Origin of the sequence: Nocardia sp. NPDC059229 (assembly GCF_042754165.1) — a bacterium.
Classification (GTDB): domain Bacteria; phylum Actinomycetota; class Actinomycetes; order Mycobacteriales; family Mycobacteriaceae; genus Nocardia.
The window spans coordinates 250483-266539 of sequence record NZ_JBHZAK010000004.1; the positions used below are offsets into that span (position 1 = coordinate 250483).

The window sequence follows — 16057 nt, forward strand, 5'->3', positions numbered from 1 at the left end:
TCTCCGGCATCTGCGTCTCCCTGCGCACCCCCGGACGCCCTTCGTGCCCGGAACCCTATTGTCCGTCCGTGCACGGGATTCCGCGCGATCTTGACCCCACCGCAACCAAGGCGGTCTCCACCGGTGTTGTACAGGGCAAACGTTTGTCCGGTTCGGAGTATTTGCGCGGGTCGCGCGCCCGGGCGGCATGCAAGGGGTGCGAAGTTGGCCGAAAATCCGGGCGGCGGGCAGGTGGTGTCGGTGCGGTGGGGCACGATGGAGCGCGTGACCTCGACCGACCCCGCCACCCCGCCCGGCACCGACCCTTCGGCCTCGGCGGCGACCGGCACGTCCCGGCCGTCGACCGATACCGCCGATCCCCGCTCGGCGGCCTCGGAGCCGGTTCGTGCGGGCGGCCTGCGGGAGGACGCCGAGTCGCTGCTGCGGGAGCTGGCCGGGCCGCAGGCGCGCCTGCGCGAGGATCAGTGGATCGCGATCGAGGCGCTCGTAGTGCAGCGGCGGCGGGCACTGGTGGTGCAACGCACCGGGTGGGGCAAGTCGGCGGTGTACTTCATCTCCGCGAAGCTGCTGCGGGCGCAGGGGCGGGGGCCGACGGTGATCGTGTCGCCGCTGCTGGCCCTGATGCGCAACCAGGTCGCGGCAGCCGATCGCGCGGGAGTCGTTGCGGCGACCATCAATTCGGGGAATGTCACCGAGTGGGACGAGATCCACGCGCGGGTGGCGGCCGGCGATGTCGACGTGCTGCTGGTGAGTCCGGAGCGCTTGAACAATCCGGACTTTCGCGATTCGGTGCTGCCCAAGCTGGCCGCGGACGCGGGGCTCGTGGTGATCGACGAGGCGCACTGTGTGTCCGACTGGGGTCACGACTTCCGGCCGGACTATCGGCGGATCCGCACGCTCATCGCCGATCTCGGGTCCGAGGTGCCGGTATTGGCGACCACGGCCACCGCCAACGACCGGGTGGTGACCGATGTGGCGACCCAGATCGGCACGGATACATTGGTTTTGCGCGGCAGTCTGGACCGGGAGTCCCTGCATCTGTCGGTGGTGCGCATCCCCGATGCGGTGCAGCGCACGGCCTGGCTCAGCCGGCGGCTGCACGAACTGACGGGCTCCGGCATCGTCTACACGCTCACGGTGGCCGCGGCCCACGATCTCGCCGACGTTCTCAACTCGCACGGACACCACGTCGCCGCCTACACCGGGCAGACCGACCCCACCGAACGCGAAGCCCTCGAGGCCGCACTGCTGAACAACGAGGTGAAGGCGCTCATCGCCACCTCCGCGCTCGGAATGGGTTTCGACAAGCCGGATCTCGGCTTCGTCGTACATCTCGGCGCGCCCTCCTCCCCCATCTCCTACTACCAGCAGGTGGGCCGTGCCGGCCGCGGCACCGAGCGGGCCGAGGTGGTGCTGCTGCCCGGCCACGAGGACCGGCAGATCTGGAGTTACTTCGCGTCGGTGGCCTTCCCGCGCGAGCACATCGTGCGCTCGGTGCTCGCCGCCCTCGACACCGACCGGCCGCTGTCCACCGCCGCCCTGGAACCGCTGGTCGAGCTCAACCGCTCCCGCCTGGAGATGGTGCTCAAGGTGCTGGACGTGGACGGCGCGGTGCGCCGGGTGCGCGGCGGCTGGCTGGGCACCGGTCAGCCCTGGGCCTACGACACCGAACGCTACGAGCGGCTCAGTGTGGCGCGCGAGGCCGAGCAGCAGGCCATGATCGACTACGAGTCCACCGCCGAGTGCCGGATGACGTTCCTGCGCAGGCAACTCGACGATCCCGGCCTCACCGCCGACGCCCGCTGCGGACGCTGCGACAACTGCACCGGCACCCGCCTGGACATCGCCGTCGACGCCGCCGACCTGGCCGATATTCGCACCCGCCTGGACCGCCCCGGCATCGACCTCGCGCCCCGGAAGCAGTGGCCCACCGGCCTGGCCAAACTCGGAATACCGTTGTCCGGCAAGATCACCGACGGCCCCGAGACCGGCCGCGTCCTGGGCCGCCTCAGCAACCTCGGCTGGGGTCAGCGCCTGCGCCCACTGCTCGACGGCCCCGATGCCCCGATCCCCGACGAGGTCTTCCGCGCCTGCACCACCGTGCTGCGCGAATGGAATTGGGCCCAGCGCCCCACCGCCGTCATGGCCCTGGACTCCGGCGCCCACCCGATCCTGACCCGCTCACTGGCCGCCCGCCTCGCCGAGGTCGGCCGCCTACCGGACCTCGGCGTCCTCCACCTGCGCCCCGACCTGCCTCCGGTCTCCGCCGCCAACTCGGCCCACCGGGTGGCCGCCCTCCACAATGCCTGGGAGACACCGGATCTCAGCTCGGTCGACGGCAAGCGCGGGGAGGCGGAGCGCATCCTGCTGGTCGACACCCTGACCGACACCGGCTGGACCTTCACCATGGCCGCCCGCATGCTCCGCGCCGCGGGCGCCGCCGCCGTCCTCCCCTTCGCCCTGGCCACCCCGTCCTGATCGCCCGCGAGCTCAGTCGTCGGCGGGCGGGCGGCGGTTCTTGAGGTCGTCGATGGCGTCGACGTAGCGGAGCATCAAGCGCGCGAATTCGAGGCGGTCGCGTTCGGGCCATTCGGCGGTGATGTATTCGTACGCGGCACGTTGCCGGCGACGGAAGGTGCGCATGAACTCGAGGCCCTGCTCGCTCAGCTCGAGGACCGCGCGGCGGCCGTCCCGCTGGGAGGGGACGCGCCGCAAGTAGCCCGCCTTGATGCTGTCGGTGACCATGCGGCTGGCCACCGAGGGATCGACGCACATGCCCGCGGCGATACCGCCGACCGTCATCTCCTGCCCGGGCTCGCGGGGGTCCTGGCCGGTGCCCTGAGGGCAGCCGAGCACCATGCCCAGCAGCAGGGCGCGGGTCGAATCCTTGGTGCTGATGGGGTCTTCGACCTCCTGGAGGACACCGCGGCGGAGCTTGCCGAATGCCGGTCCGATGGCATCGAGCAGCTCGTCGGGGGTGCGGTCGTCCTGGGTCATGGGCACATCGTATCTGCATGCATTCGCGAACATATGTGTTGACTCGCAAATGTGTGCATGACAGCATGCATTTGTCCATCTGCATGGATTCTCACTCGATCGGAGTACGCCATGACCATCCTCGTCACCGGCGCCCGCGGCCAGATCGGCCGCGCCGTCCTCACGACCCTGCACGCCCGGGGGCTGCCCGTCCGCGCGGCCAGCAAGGACCCGTCCGCCCTCGACCTTCCCGCCGGAATCGAGGTCGTCGCACTGCGCGGCGACGATCCCGAAAGCCTCACCGCCGCACTGGAAAACGTGCGCCAGGTCTTCCTCTACGCCGATCCCGGCACCGCGACCACCTTCGTGCGGGCCGCCGAGCAGGCCGGAGTCGAGCACGTCGTACTGCTGTCGTCCTCCGCGGTCGACTCCCCCGACGCCGCTTCCAATCCCATCGGCGCCAGCCACCTGGCGGTCGAAAAGGCGCTCGCCGCTTCGACTCTCGCCACCACCACGCTGCGACCAGGCGGATTCGACAGCAATGCCTTCGGCTGGATCCCGGCCGTCTCGGCGGGACAGCCCATCGAGCACGCCTACCCGGACGCCGCCCTGGCCATGATCCACCCGCTGGATATCGCCGATATCGCCGTCGCCGCCCTCACCGGCCCCGAATTGCGCGGCCGCACAGTCAGTCTCACCGGCCCCGAGGCGATCAGCTTCCGCGCGCAGATCGCCGCGCTGTCGGAGGCCATCGGCCGGGAGATCCCGATCGTCACCATCACCCCGGAGCAGGCGCAGGCACAGCTGTCGCAAACCATGCCGCCGTACATCGTGGACGCCCTGCTGACCATCTGGGCGCTCACCACCGAGCAGCCCGAGACCCCGGCCGACACCACCGACACCCTGCTGGGCGTCCCGGGCCGCACCTTCGCGCAGTGGGCCCGCGAGCACGCCGCCGCCTTCACCGCCGCCTGACCCGCGCCCCGCCGGGCTGATTGCGCGGCCGTCACGGAAATCACTGCCCACCAGGGACGCAGCGCGTAGGCTCAGGCAAATCCCGCAGTCGCCGAACGATCCTGGGGAGTTCATCAATGGCGTCCGCATCACTCAAAGCTCCACCGTTGCCGTTGCTGCGCGCCATCACCTGGCTCCGCGACGGCATGTACGCCCTGCATCGGCGGATGGTTCCCGGGCACATCGCGCTCCTGGAACTGGCCACGGCCGGATATCTCAGTCAGGCCACCTGCGCGGCGGCCGAGCTGGGCATCGCCGACGCGCTCGCCGAAGGCCCCAGGCAGCCGGCCGACCTCGCAGCGGCGGTCGGCGCGAACGTGGACGCGCTGCGGCGGCTCATGCGCCTGCTGATCAGTGCGGGCGTGTTCGCCCAGCGCCGGGACGGCGCGTACGAGCTGACCGGCATGTCGCAGGCGCTGTGTTCGGATGCGCCGGTCACGCTGCGGGATCTGCTCCTGTTCTTCGGGGCCGATCTGCATCGCAAGCACTGGACGCACCTCAGCGGCTCGGTCCGGTCCGGCGGATCACTCTGGCCCGAGCTGGAAGGCATGGAGTTCTTCGAGTTCGCCGACAAACACCCCGAGGCCGGGGAGATCTTCGACCGCGCCATGACCAGTGTCAGCAGTCTGTCCAACGAGCCGTTGCAGGCAGCCTTCGACTTCGGCCGGTTCGGCTCGATCGTGGATGTCGGCGGCGGGCGCGGCAGCCTGCTCGTCGACATCCTGCAACGCCACCCCTCCATGCGCGGCACCATCTTCGACCTGCCCCGCGTGCAGGAAGGCCTCGAGGAAAAGCTCCGGATACCGGGCCTGACCGGCCGTCTGACCTTCGAGCCGGGCAGCTTCTTCGACTCGGTCCCCAAGGGCGCCGACGCCTACCTGCTCAAACACATCCTGCACGACTGGTCGGACGAGGATGCCGAACGCATCCTGCGCACCATCCGCGCCGCGATGGAATCCGAGGCGCGCCTGCTCATCATCGAAATGGTCATGCCGCAACACCACCGCCCCCACCCGGGCAAGATCATCGACCTGGAGATGCTGATCCAGACCCCGGGCGGCCGGGAACGCACCCAGACCGAATTCGGAAACCTGCTCTCCCGCAGCGGATTCGTGCTCACCGGGGTGACCGCGACCGCCGCCCCCGACTGCGTGATCGAGGCCCATCCGGCGTGGTGACCGGGCCTGCCCGCCCGGTCAGTGAGGCGCCCGCGGGGCGTGTGACGCGCTAGGTCACACGCCCGACGCGGGCCTCCCGCCGCCACCCGGATGCGGTTGCCGCGCCGGCACTTCAGGCGGAGCGGCGGATTCTCGGGCCGACAACCCCTGCGGCCCGATCGGTCCAGCCGTCCGCCATCTGCGCCAGCAGGAACCAGGCGGCGTGTACTTGTTCGTCCGATACGTTCTCGGCCGTCCGGAGCAGATGCACGGCGCGCACATGGGCGGCCGCCATGGCATCCACCACGGCCCCGAGGGATTCGGCCCGCGCTGCACCCCTCGGCAGCGCCCGGCTCGTCACCCACTCGTCGATGAACGAGACCAGTTGAGCGCGTAGCTCGTCGATCCCGCCCGCATCGCCGGACTGTTCCCGCCGCTGCAGGTGCAGTTCGGCCAGCGCCCGAGCCCAGCGGGTGACCGCGTGGTCTTCGGGCTGATCACCGATGTGGCCGCAGAAGGCGGCCAGCAGTTCATGCCAATCGGGCAGTAGTGGGCGTTCGGCGAACCTCTCCTCGAAACTCGTGTCACGTCCGCTCGCCCGCCACAGCTGTGTGCTATCAGGTTGCGGTACGTACATACCTACCTCCACGGGCGGTGCGGCGCACCCGGAGCCGCGGGCGATCACCGGACCGCGAGCCCGGCGCGGCAAGGGCGGACCGCGCCGGATCCAGGCGACCGCTATCGGCGAAGGGCACATCTCGATGCGGCACCGGGTGCTCCTCAAGCATGAACCTCCGGGCCGTCCCGCCCACTGCCCTTCCCCCGCCTTCCCCCTGCCCCTCGCCCGAGCGACCAACTGACCGGTTCGTGGCGTTACTTCGCCTCTCCCCCAATGCAATTCGCCCGTAACCGGCACTTCGCCTTCGCGTGCCGGGGGCGAAACCAGACCTTCACCACGGCTAGACCTTCACCAGATCGTCGGCATGCACGACCGGGCGCTGCATGCTGTCGGGGAGGGCGGTGGTGGAACGGCCCTTCATGGTCTCCAATTCGTCGCTGTCATAGGCGGCCACGCCGCGGGCGACGAGCCGGCCGTCGGGCGCGATCAGATCGATGACATCACCGGCATAGAAGTGACCCGCCACCTCGGTGATGCCCGCCGCCAGCAGCGAGTGGCGGCGCTCCGACACGGCCGCGACCGCGCCCGCGTCCAGATGCACCGCGCCCCGGGCGTCGGCGGCGTGCCGGACCCAGAACTTGCGAGCCGAGAGCCGCACCGGACGCGCGGCGAAGGCGGTGCCCACGGTCGCGCCCGAAAGCGCTGCCGCCGCATCCGAAGCCGCGGCCAGCAGCACCGGCACGCCGGCATCCGCGGCCAGGCGGGCCGCCGACAGCTTCGAGGCCATACCGCCGGTGCCCAGCGCGCCACCGGATCCGGCGATGACGCCGTCCAGATCGGCGCTGCTGCGCACCTCGGGAATGAAGTTCGCCGCACCCTTACGCGGATCGCCGTCGTAGAGGCCGTCGACATCCGACAGCAGGATCAGGGCATCCGCGCCGACCAGGTGGGCCACCAGCGCCGCCAGCCGGTCATTGTCGCCGAACCGGATCTCTTCCGTTGCGACAGTGTCGTTCTCGTTCACCACCGCGATGGCGTGCAGTGAGCGCAGGCGGTCCAGGGTGCGCTGGGCATTGCGGTGCGGCTCGCGGCGGCCGAAGTCGCCCGCGCTCAACAGCACCTGGCCGACGACGCGATCGTAGCGGGCGAAGGAGGTGCCCCAGGCGTGCGCCAGCGCCAGCTGCCCGACACTCGCGGCGGCCTGCTTGGTGGCAAGATCCCTTGGGCGCTTGGACAATCCGAGCGGAGCCATGCCCGCGCCGATGGCGCCCGAGGACACCACCACCAGATCCGATCCCGCGCGCATGCGGGCCTCGACCGCATCGGCCAGCCGGTCCAGCCGACCGGTATCGAGGCCGCCCTCCAGGGAGGTCAGCGCCGACGAGCCGATCTTCACCACCACACTGCGCGCCGACGCGATCGCCTGCCGCGCCGCACTGAGCTCTCCGGATCCAGCACTGCGCTCCCCGAGTCCAGCGCCCTGTCCCGTCACCTGAGTGCCGCTCGAACCCACTTGCACCACACCTCAATTCGCCCGCGGCGCCGCAGCACCGTCGCACCCGAATCCGTTGCCCACTCGCATCGGCCGCCCGCTCCGTCGCGAACAGCCCTGCGGCACTGTATTACTCGTCGTCCTCGGTCACCAGACCGCGGCGCACACGCGAGGCGTGCTTGCGCTCGGCGGCGCCGATGCGTTCGGTCTGATCCAGGCGCGGGTCCACGCCGCGGCGGGTCATCAGGGTCTCCACACCGGCGGAAATCGAAGGCTCCCAATCGAAGCAGTAATCCGCGATGGTGACCGACGCACCCGGCTCCGCGCCGAGCTTGACCAACTCGTCCTCGACGCCGAGGCGGGCCAGCCGGTCGGCCAGGTAGCCGACGGCCTCGTCATTGTCGAACTGGGTCTGGTGCACCCACCGCTCGGGCCGCTCGCCGATGACGATGAAGCCGCCCTCGACCTCGGGATCCTGAATGACCCGGAAACCGCTGTCGCCCTTGGCGACCGGTCGGATGATCTGCCGCTTCGGCTCCGCCTTCGGATGCGCCGCCCGGTACTCGGCGACCATCTCCGCCAGCGCGAAGGTCAACGGCCGCAAGCCTTCCCGGCTCACCGCCGAGATCTTGTAGACCGGCCAGCCGCGCTTCTCGAACTCCGGCAGCACGAACTCGGCCAGCTCGTCGGCATCCGGGATATCGGCCTTGTTCAGGATGACCACGCGCGGGCGATCCGCCAGATCACCCAGACCGGCGTCGCCCACCAGCGCGGGCTGGTACGCGGCCAGCTCGGCCTCCAGCGCGTCCACATCCGACACCGGGTCACGGCCCGGCTCCAGCGTGGCGCAGTCCACCACGTGGGCCAGTACCGCGCAGCGCTCCAGATGCCGCAGGAAATCCAGGCCCAGGCCGCGGCCCTCGCTCGCACCCGGGATCAGACCGGGCACATCGGCCACGGTGAACGTGGTGTCACCCGACAGCACCACACCGAGGTTCGGCACCAGCGTGGTGAACGGGTAGTCCGCGATCTTCGGCTTGGCCGCCGACAGCACCGACACCAGCGACGACTTGCCGGCCGACGGGAAGCCCACCAGGCCCACATCCGCCACCGACTTCAGCTCGAGCACCAGCTCGCGCTCCTGGCCGTCCTCGCCGAGCAGCGCGAAACCGGGCGCCTTGCGCGACTTGGACACCAGCGCGGCATTGCCCAGCCCGCCGCGGCCGCCCCGGGCCGCCACGTACGTCGAACCCACCCCGATCAGGTCGGCCAGCACCTCACCGTCGGTGCCCATGACGACGGTGCCGTCCGGCACCTTCAGCAGCAGCCCCTCGCCCTGCTTGCCATTGCGGTTGCCGCCCTCACCGGGCTTGCCGTTGCCGCCCTTGGCATGCGGGTGGAAGTGGAAGTCCAGCAGCGTGTGCACATTGGGGTCGACCTCGAGGATCACATCCCCGCCATTGCCACCATTGCCGCCATCCGGGCCACCCAGGGGCATGAACTTCTCACGCCGCACCGAGGCACACCCGTGCCCACCCTTGCCCGCGCGCACGTGCAAAACGACACGGTCGATGAATTTGGACATATCGGTGATCATCCTCCTTCAGGACTAGTCGACTCTGTCTAATTTGCCCTCCGCTGCGCTCCGGGCTGGTTCGCATCGGCGGTGTGGTGCTGCTGTAAACAGCAAAGCGGGCCAGGGTTAATCCAAACCCTGACCCGCTTCGGAAGCTTGTGGAGCGAACTCCGGTGCGCCGGTCAGGCGTTCACCGGCTCCGGAACCACGATGTTGACGGTCTTGCGGCCACGCTTGGTGCCGAACTGCACCGCGCCCGCCTCGAGGGCGAACAGCGTGTCGTCGCCGCCACGGCCGACGTTGACGCCGGGGTGGAAGTGCGTGCCGCGCTGACGAACCAGGATCTCGCCGGCCTTGACGGTCTGACCGCCGAAGCGCTTCACACCGAGCCGCTGGGCATTCGAATCGCGACCATTGCGCGAGCTGGATGCACCCTTCTTATGTGCCATTTCAGAACTCCTCGTGCCGGGGTGCGAACCCCAAGTCGGATTACTTGATGCCGGTGACCTTCAGGACCGTCAGCTTCTGACGGTGGCCCTGACGCTTGTGGTAGCCGGTCTTGTTCTTGAACTTGTGGATGCGGATCTTCGGGCCCTTGGTCTGTTCGACGACCTCGGCGGACACGGAAACCTTCGCCAGCTTGTCAGCATCGGTGGTCAGCTCGGCGCCGTCAACGACCAGCACCGGCGCCAGGGACACCGCAGTGCCCGGCTCACCCTCGATCTTCTCGACCTTCACCAGGTCACCGACCGCGACCTTGTACTGCTTTCCGCCGGTCTTGACGATTGCGTACGTTGCCATCGGTCGGCTGCCCTTCTTTCTTTACAAGTGCGCGAAGTGCTCGGCACTCTGCTCACACGGCCGGTCGTCCGGTTCGCACCGGAAACCGCCGCAGACTGGTCTGGTGGTTTTCACCGCCGCCTCGGGCCTTTGGTTCTACCGAACCGAACCTGGCCCACTCACAGCACTAGTCACAACAGAGTGCCGTCGCAGGGGGCAGCGACTGACCAAGACTACAGGACACGGCCGACCCCCTCCAAACCGGGCCTCACCCCACCCCCGATGGTGTTCGTCACCGCCCGAAAAGGCCGTGGCCCCGCCGGAATTCGGCGGGGCCACGGCCTTGCTGACGGGAGCCGGCTAATTCTCGCCCTCCGGCGCACCGGCAGGACGGCCCGCGGCCCGGCGACGCGGGCGGGACCGCGGCGGCACCGCGGCCGGAGCCAGATCGTCCAGGTTGAAGCCCGGCTTGTCGGACTGATCCGTGCTGGAGAGCACGAACACCGCGCCCTGGCTGTCGGCGGCCGGGGCCGAGGCCGTGCGCGCCACCCGGCGACGGGTGGGACGACGACCGGGCTGCGCTTCCGCGGCGGCCACGGCGGCGACGGCAGCGTGGGCCTCTGCGATCGGCGATTCCGTTGCCACAGGCTCGGACTCGACCACGACAGTGTCCACGGCGGGCGCGGTGCCGTTGGTGGCCGGCGCGGTCTCGACCGCCGCCTCCTCGGTGGCGGTCTCGATCTCGGACACCGCGTGCTCGGCCAGGGCGGCCTCGGCGGCGGCGTTCTCGGCCTCGCGGACGATGACGGACTCGGCGGCCGCGACATCGGCCACGCTCACCGATTCACCCTCGGCCAGCACCGCATTCGCGGCATCGGCGGCCGCGATGGCATCCTCGTCCGCCGCGTGCACGGCCTCCTCGGCGGCGTGCGCGGCCATGGCCATGGCGACCGGGTGGGCGCGCTTGGCCGCGGCCTGCTCGGCCTTGACCTCGTGCTTCTCGGCCTTCTCCTCGACCACCGGCTCGACGGCCGGGGCCTCGGCGGCGGCCGCGCTGCGGTCCTTGCGGCGGCGGCGCGAACCCTCGCGACGGCTCACACCCTCGCCGCTCTCCCCGGCCGGAGCCGACGACTCGACGGGGTAGTTGTGCACCAGGATGCCGCGGCCGTGGCAGGTCTCGCAGGTGGTGGAGAACGCCTCGACCAGGCCGGTTCCCAGCTTCTTGCGGGTCATCTGGACCAGGCCCAGCGAGGTGACCTCGGACACCTGGTGGCGGGTGCGGTCCCGGCCCAGCGCCTCGGTGAGGCGGCGCAGCACCAGATCCCGGTTCGACTCCAGGACCATGTCGATGAAGTCGACGACGATCATGCCGCCGATATCGCGCAGCCGCATCTGGCGCACGATCTCCTCGGCCGCCTCCAGGTTGTTGCGGGTCACGGTCTCTTCGAGATTCGACCCGCCCGACCCGGTGAACTTGCCGGTGTTGACGTCGATGACGGTCATGGCCTCGGTGCGATCGATCACCAGGGTGCCGCCGGAGGGCAGCCACACCTTGCGGTCGAGCGCCTTGGCCAGCTGCTCGTCGATGCGCAGGGAACCGAACACGTCCACGCCGTTGTTCTCGTGGCGCTCGACCCGGGCCAGCATGTCCGGGGCGACCGTGCGGACGTAGTTCTCCACCGTGGTCCAGGCGCGCTCGCCCTCGATGACCAGCTTCGAGAAGTCCTCGTTGAACAGGTCGCGGACCACCTTGACCAGCAGGTCCGGCTCTTCGTACAGGGTCTTGGGCGCGCCCGAGCCGTTCTTGGACTGGTCCTCGATGGTGCGCCAGGTCGCCTGCAGCCGTTCCACATCGCGGGCCAGCTCCGCCTCGGAGACACCCTCCGACGCGGTGCGGATGATGACGCCCGCGTCCTGCGGCACGATGTCGCGCAGGATCTCCTTGAGCCGCTTGCGCTCGGTATCGGGCAGCTTGCGGGAGATACCGGTCGAGGTACCGCCCGGCACGTACACCAGGAAGCGACCGGCCAGGCTGATCTGCGTGGTCAGGCGGGCGCCCTTGTGGCCCACCGGATCCTTCGAGACCTGCACCAGCACGGTGTCACCGGGCCGCAGCGCCTGCTCGATCTTGCGCTCCTTGCCGCCCAGACCGGCGGCCTCCCAGTTCACCTCACCCGCATACAGCACGCCGTTGCGGCCGCGGCCGATGTCGACGAACGCCGCCTCCATCGACGGCAGCACGTTCTGCACCTTGCCCAGGTACACATTGCCGACCATGGACGCCGAACCCGTGGAGGTCACGAAGTGCTCGACCAGGATGTTGTCCTCGAGCACCGCGACCTGGGTGGTGGAGGTGGGGTGCTCGGAGAAGTGCTTCTCGCGCACCACCATCACCCGGTCCACCGCTTCGCGGCGGGCCAGGAACTCCGACTCGGTCAGGATGGGCGGACGCCGGCGGCCGGCCTCGCGACCGTCCCGGCGACGCTGGCGCTTGGCCTCCAGGCGGGTCGAGCCGCTGATGCCCTGCACCTCGTCCACCTGCGCGGCGCGGCGCTTGCTGCGCGGCTCGCGCTCGTGCACGACGGTGTTCGGCGGATCGTCGTCGGCGGCCTCGGGCTCGTTGTCGTCTCCGCCCTTGCGGCGGCGACGGCGACGGCGGCGACGGCTGCTCGAGCCCTCGGGCACGGCCGCGCCCTCGTCCTCGTCCTCGGCGACGTCGGTGTCGGCGGATTCGGCCGACTCGTCGGCCTCGCCCTCGGGCTGCTCGTCGCCCTCGGCCTCATCGGTGTCGTTGTCGCCGTGCTGTTCGCCACGACCGCGGCCGCGACCCCGGCGTCCCCGGCGGCGACGCCGCGAGGTGCCTTCACCGCGCTGGTCGCGGTCCTGGTCGCCCTCCCACTCGCCCTCGTCCTCGGTGTCCTCGGACGCGGCTTCCTCGGTGACGGCCTTGGCCTCGAGCTCCTGCTCCTCGGCGGCCCGCTCCTCGGCCCGGGCCTTGCGACCGGCGCGCTCGGCGCGGCGCTGGCGGCGGGCGTCCTCGGCTGCCGCGGCGTCGGGCGCCTGGAACAGCGGTGCGGCCACCACGGCGGACGGCTGGTACTGGACCGGCTCCTCGATCAGCGGCTCGCTCTGGAACGGGCTCGCGAACAGGGTGGTCTGCTTGACCGCGGGCGCGGCGGCCGCGGTGTCCTCGACGGCCTCCACCTCCTCGGCGGCGATCTCGTCGGCCGCCCGGTCGTCGCCGGCGGCGATGGCCGCGTCGACGGTCGCCTCGGCGATCGGCTCGGGCCCGGCCGGGGCGGGTTCGACGAGCTCGACGTCACGCGGGCCGAAGGCGTCGCGGACGGTTTCGGCGACGGTGCGGTCCAGACTCGATTGCGGGCTTCGCGCCTGCGCGCCCATCTCGGTCAGGTGGGCCAGAATACGTTTGCTGGTAGTGCCCAGCAGCTTCGCCAGTGCGTGCACTCGGATCCGTTCCGGCAATTGTTCGGCAGCCGGGGTGATCTGAGCGCCCTCCCCTTGACCGTTGCTCTGCGATGCTTCCAGCGGCTCTTGATCGGCCACGAAATCTCCTCGGGGCCCCCGGGCGCGTTCCTCCGAGGAGCGACGCGGCCGACGCGGGGGCGCTGTCTTGTTGGCCTCACGCCCGGGGGCGCGAGATCGTAAGTCTTCGCGCCGCGTGCCCCGTTATCACCAATATCTCGTCGTTCGGGCTAACAGGTCACGTGGCGCCTGGTTTGGTTTGGCTCAACTCCGTGTCACAAGCGTTCATCCAGCGTGCCTGCCCGGCGGCCGAGTCTTGGAAGCCGTCGGCGGCAGCGATGATCGTCCGTCGCTCCGCGGTGTCAATTCGAAGGTGATCGACACCTGCCGCAAACGGCCGGCGTCGGTCACTTCCAGAGCCAGTATCCCACACCACGCCGGGGCGTCGTGCCCGCGCGGCCCGGAGCGGGTCTCGCGAGTCTCACGCGGACCGCGCCGCATCCGACCGGTGTGCGGCGGAGAGCCGCCCGCCCGCGCCTGCCTTCCGGGGCGCAGGGGCGGGCGGCTGCCTCTGCCTTCGGGGTCTCCCCCGGACCTATCGAGTGTGTGCGGGGAGCGGTGCCCCGCACGGGTTCAGAGCGCGAATTCCGGGAACCAGAGCGAGATCTCGCGCTTGGCGGACTCGGGCGAGTCGGAGCCGTGCACGAGGTTGTACTGGGTCTCGAGGGCGTAGTCGCCGCGGATGCTGCCGGGGACGGCCTTCTCGACCGGGTCGGTCCCGCCCGCGATCTGACGGAATGCGGTGATGGCGCGCGGGCCCTCGAGCACGGCCGCGACCACCGGGCCGGAGGTGATGAATTCGATGAGCGATCCGAAGAACGGGCGCTCGGCATGCTCGGCGTAGTGCACGGCGGCCAGCTCGGGCGAGACGTTCACGAGCTTCAGCGCCGCGATCTTCAGACCCTTGCGCTCGATCCGGGTGATGATCTCCCCGACGAGGCCGCGGGCCACGCCATCCGGCTTGATGAGTACCAACGTCTGCTCAGTCACGCGGCCACTGTAACCGGCGGTCACTCAGCAGGAAAAACGCAGACCGGGACGGATGCCCCGGTCTGCGTGGATTGTCGCGAATTATTCAGGCTCCGGACATGCGCTGGCTGGGCAGCTGGCCCGCGTTCATGCGCTTCTGCACATCGGAGCGCAGGAACAGGATGAAGGCCCAGACAGCGACGAAGACCACGCCGATCACCAGGATCGACAGGTGGATGAAGCCGCCGAGCAGCAGGGCCGCCTGCAGGGCCAGGTTGAACGGGATGGCCCAGGGCCGGCGCTGCAGGCCTGCACCGAGGAACATGACCACGGCCAGGCCGACCACGTAGAGGACGGACCACCAGCGCAGGCCGCCGCCGACCGCGCCGATCACCGGCAGCGCCAGCAGCACGGTGATGGCCTCGAGAACCAGGGTGCCGGCCATGACGCCGCGCAGGCCCTTCCACGGGTCGGTGGCGGGCGGCGGGACGTCGGGCGTGGCGTCGGAGGTCATGCGGGATCCTTTCCGAACAGGCTGCGGGCGGCCCCGGCGGTGACGACCGAGCCGGTGATGACTATGCCCGCACCGGAGACCAGTTCGCCGTCCTCCCCGCCCTCGGCGAGGGCGATGGCGGTCTCGATGGCGTCGGCCAGGTCGTGGGCGACGGCCACGCGTTCGTCGCCGAAGCGCTGGACCGCGAGGTTGGCCAGGTCGTCGACGGGCAGGGCGCGCGGGGAGCCGTTCTCGGTGACGACGATCTCGTCGAAGACCGGTTCCAGGGCGTCGAGGATGCCGCCGGCGTCCTTGTCGCCCAGCACCGCGATCACGCCGACCAGTTTGCGGAAGTCGAATTCACTGGTCAGCGTGGCCGCCAGGGCTGCGGCGCCGTGCGGGTTGTGGGCGGCGTCGATGAAGATGGTGGGCGCGCTGCGCATGCGCTCCATCCGGCCGGGGCTGACGGCGGCCGCGAATCCGGCTCGTACGGCGTCGATGTCGAGCTGCCGGGACGCGCCCGCGCCGAAGAACGCCTCGACCGCGGCCAGCGCCAGCACCGCGTTGCGGGCCTGGTGTTCGCCGTGCATGGGCAGGAAGATCTCGTCGTAGACGCCGCCGAGCCCTTGCAGCTCCAGCATCTGGCCACCGATGGCGACGCGACGGGACAGCACCTGGAACTCCGCACCTTCGCGGGCGACCGCCGCGTCGACCTCGACCGCGCGGCGCAGCAGCACCTCCATGGCCTCGGGTTCCTGCTGGGCGATGACGGCGACGGTGTCGCGCGGGACGAGTTCGTCGGCGGGGGCCTTCTTGATGATCCCGGCCTTCTCCCCCGCGATGGAGGTGAGGTCGGGACCCAGATAGTCGATGTGGTCCAACCCGATCGGGGTGATGACGGCGACCTGGCCGTCGATCACATTGGTGGCGTCCCAGCGACCGCCCATCCCGGTCTCCACCACGGCCACGTCCACCGGCGCTTCGGCGAAGGCCGCGTAGGCCATCCCGGTCAGCACCTCGAACTTCGACATGGCCGGGCCGCCAACGGCTTTCGACTGCGCGTCGATCATCTCCACGTACGGCAGCAGTTCGCGGTAGATCTCGACATAGCGCCCGGGCGTGATGGGCGCGTTGTCGATGGCGATGCGCTCGGTGGCCAGCTGCAGGTGCGGGCTGGTGATGCGCCCGGTGCGCCGGTGCAGCGCGGTGAGCAGCGAGTCGATCATGCGGGTGACCGAGGTCTTGCCGTTGGTGCCGGCGACGTGGATGGCCGGATACGACTGCTGGGGCGAGCCCAGCAGGTCCATCAGCGTCGCGATGCGGGTGAGCGACGGCTCGATCTTGGTTTCCGGCCAGCGCTGGTCGAGTTCGGCCTCGACCAGCGCCATCTCGGCCAGGTCCACCGGCGAGGTGCCGCTGCTCAGCGGGGCGCCCTCGG

13 protein-coding genes are annotated in these 16057 nt (G+C 70.2%); 3 read left to right on the forward strand and 10 right to left on the reverse strand.

Annotation, left to right across the window (positions count from 1 at the left end; genetic code table 11):
• Positions 1-204: 204 nt before the first annotated feature.
• Positions 205-2478, forward strand: coding sequence for a RecQ family ATP-dependent DNA helicase (locus ACFXHE_RS12475; protein WP_379382506.1), 2274 nt, complete (start codon positions 205-207; stop codon positions 2476-2478).
• A 12-nt stretch (positions 2479-2490) separates the two neighbouring features.
• On the opposite strand, the gene ACFXHE_RS12480 is transcribed toward ACFXHE_RS12475, so the two are convergent.
• On the reverse strand, positions 2491-2997 hold the full coding sequence (locus tag ACFXHE_RS12480; RefSeq protein WP_379382508.1) for a MarR family winged helix-turn-helix transcriptional regulator: 507 nt from the start codon (positions 2995-2997) through the stop codon (positions 2491-2493).
• Between the two features lie 111 nt (positions 2998-3108).
• Between ACFXHE_RS12480 and ACFXHE_RS12485 the strand changes: the two genes are divergently transcribed.
• Both ACFXHE_RS12485 and ACFXHE_RS12490 read left to right on the forward strand, forming a co-directional pair.
• Positions 3109-3951 carry an NAD(P)H-binding protein gene (locus ACFXHE_RS12485; protein WP_379382510.1) on the forward strand — a complete coding sequence of 281 codons (843 nt, stop codon included), beginning with the start codon at positions 3109-3111 and terminating at the stop codon, positions 3949-3951.
• A gap of 116 nt (positions 3952-4067) precedes the next feature.
• A complete protein-coding gene (locus ACFXHE_RS12490) occupies positions 4068-5168 on the forward strand; it encodes a methyltransferase (protein ID WP_379382512.1) in 1101 nt (366 codons plus the stop codon).
• Between the two features lie 112 nt (positions 5169-5280).
• On the opposite strand, the gene ACFXHE_RS12495 is transcribed toward ACFXHE_RS12490, so the two are convergent.
• The 9 genes from ACFXHE_RS12495 to ACFXHE_RS12535 all read right to left on the reverse strand — a co-directional run bounded on the left by ACFXHE_RS12495 (position 5281) and on the right by ACFXHE_RS12535 (position 16007).
• Positions 5281-5784 carry a DUF4254 domain-containing protein gene (locus ACFXHE_RS12495; RefSeq protein ID WP_379382514.1) on the reverse strand — a complete coding sequence of 168 codons (504 nt, stop codon included), beginning with the start codon at positions 5782-5784 and terminating at the stop codon, positions 5281-5283.
• A 322-nt stretch (positions 5785-6106) separates the two neighbouring features.
• The gene (gene proB, locus ACFXHE_RS12500; RefSeq protein ID WP_379382837.1) at positions 6107-7186 is read right to left on the reverse strand and encodes a glutamate 5-kinase; all 1080 of its coding nucleotides are present in this window, start codon (positions 7184-7186) and stop codon (positions 6107-6109) included.
• Positions 7187-7388: 202 nt separating this feature from the next.
• Positions 7389-8843, reverse strand: a complete 1455-nt coding sequence (gene obgE / locus ACFXHE_RS12505) for a GTPase ObgE (protein WP_379382516.1) — start codon at positions 8841-8843, stop codon at positions 7389-7391.
• A 173-nt stretch (positions 8844-9016) separates the two neighbouring features.
• Positions 9017-9283, reverse strand: a complete 267-nt coding sequence (rpmA, locus tag ACFXHE_RS12510; protein ID WP_040806195.1) for a 50S ribosomal protein L27 — start codon at positions 9281-9283, stop codon at positions 9017-9019.
• A gap of 40 nt (positions 9284-9323) precedes the next feature.
• Positions 9324-9635, reverse strand: a complete 312-nt coding sequence (gene rplU, locus ACFXHE_RS12515; protein ID WP_157354916.1) for a 50S ribosomal protein L21 — start codon at positions 9633-9635, stop codon at positions 9324-9326.
• Between the two features lie 339 nt (positions 9636-9974).
• Positions 9975-13178, reverse strand: coding sequence for a translation initiation factor IF-2 N-terminal domain-containing protein (locus ACFXHE_RS12520; protein WP_379382518.1), 3204 nt, complete (start codon positions 13176-13178; stop codon positions 9975-9977).
• Between the two features lie 552 nt (positions 13179-13730).
• Positions 13731-14147 carry a nucleoside-diphosphate kinase gene (gene ndk, locus ACFXHE_RS12525; RefSeq protein ID WP_354834836.1) on the reverse strand — a complete coding sequence of 139 codons (417 nt, stop codon included), beginning with the start codon at positions 14145-14147 and terminating at the stop codon, positions 13731-13733.
• An 85-nt stretch (positions 14148-14232) separates the two neighbouring features.
• On the reverse strand, positions 14233-14640 hold the full coding sequence (locus ACFXHE_RS12530; RefSeq protein ID WP_379382520.1) for a DUF4233 domain-containing protein: 408 nt from the start codon (positions 14638-14640) through the stop codon (positions 14233-14235).
• On the reverse strand, positions 14637-16007 hold the full coding sequence (locus tag ACFXHE_RS12535) for a bifunctional folylpolyglutamate synthase/dihydrofolate synthase (protein ID WP_379382839.1): 1371 nt from the start codon (positions 16005-16007) through the stop codon (positions 14637-14639). The genes ACFXHE_RS12530 and ACFXHE_RS12535 overlap by 4 nt, the downstream gene beginning before the upstream one ends.
• Positions 16008-16057: the final 50 nt, after the last annotated feature.

What these genes read in the sequence shown, in the direction of transcription:
- ACFXHE_RS12535 (WP_379382839.1), bottom strand. Translation starts at nt 16,007, where the DNA reads ATGGCGCTGGTCGAGGCCGAACTCGACCAGCGCTGGCCGGAAACCAAG.
- ACFXHE_RS12530 (WP_379382520.1), bottom strand. Translation starts at nt 14,640, where the DNA reads ATGACCTCCGACGCCACGCCCGACGTCCCGCCGCCCGCCACCGACCCG.
- rplU (WP_157354916.1), bottom strand. Translation starts at nt 9,635, where the DNA reads ATGGCAACGTACGCAATCGTCAAGACCGGCGGAAAGCAGTACAAGGTC.
- ACFXHE_RS12490 (WP_379382512.1), top strand. Translation starts at nt 4,068, where the DNA reads ATGGCGTCCGCATCACTCAAAGCTCCACCGTTGCCGTTGCTGCGCGCC.
- ACFXHE_RS12495 (WP_379382514.1), bottom strand. Translation starts at nt 5,784, where the DNA reads ATGTACGTACCGCAACCTGATAGCACACAGCTGTGGCGGGCGAGCGGA.
- ACFXHE_RS12480 (WP_379382508.1), bottom strand. Translation starts at nt 2,997, where the DNA reads ATGACCCAGGACGACCGCACCCCCGACGAGCTGCTCGATGCCATCGGA.
- rpmA (WP_040806195.1), bottom strand. Translation starts at nt 9,283, where the DNA reads ATGGCACATAAGAAGGGTGCATCCAGCTCGCGCAATGGTCGCGATTCG.
- obgE (WP_379382516.1), bottom strand. Translation starts at nt 8,843, where the DNA reads ATGTCCAAATTCATCGACCGTGTCGTTTTGCACGTGCGCGCGGGCAAG.
- ACFXHE_RS12485 (WP_379382510.1), top strand. Translation starts at nt 3,109, where the DNA reads ATGACCATCCTCGTCACCGGCGCCCGCGGCCAGATCGGCCGCGCCGTC.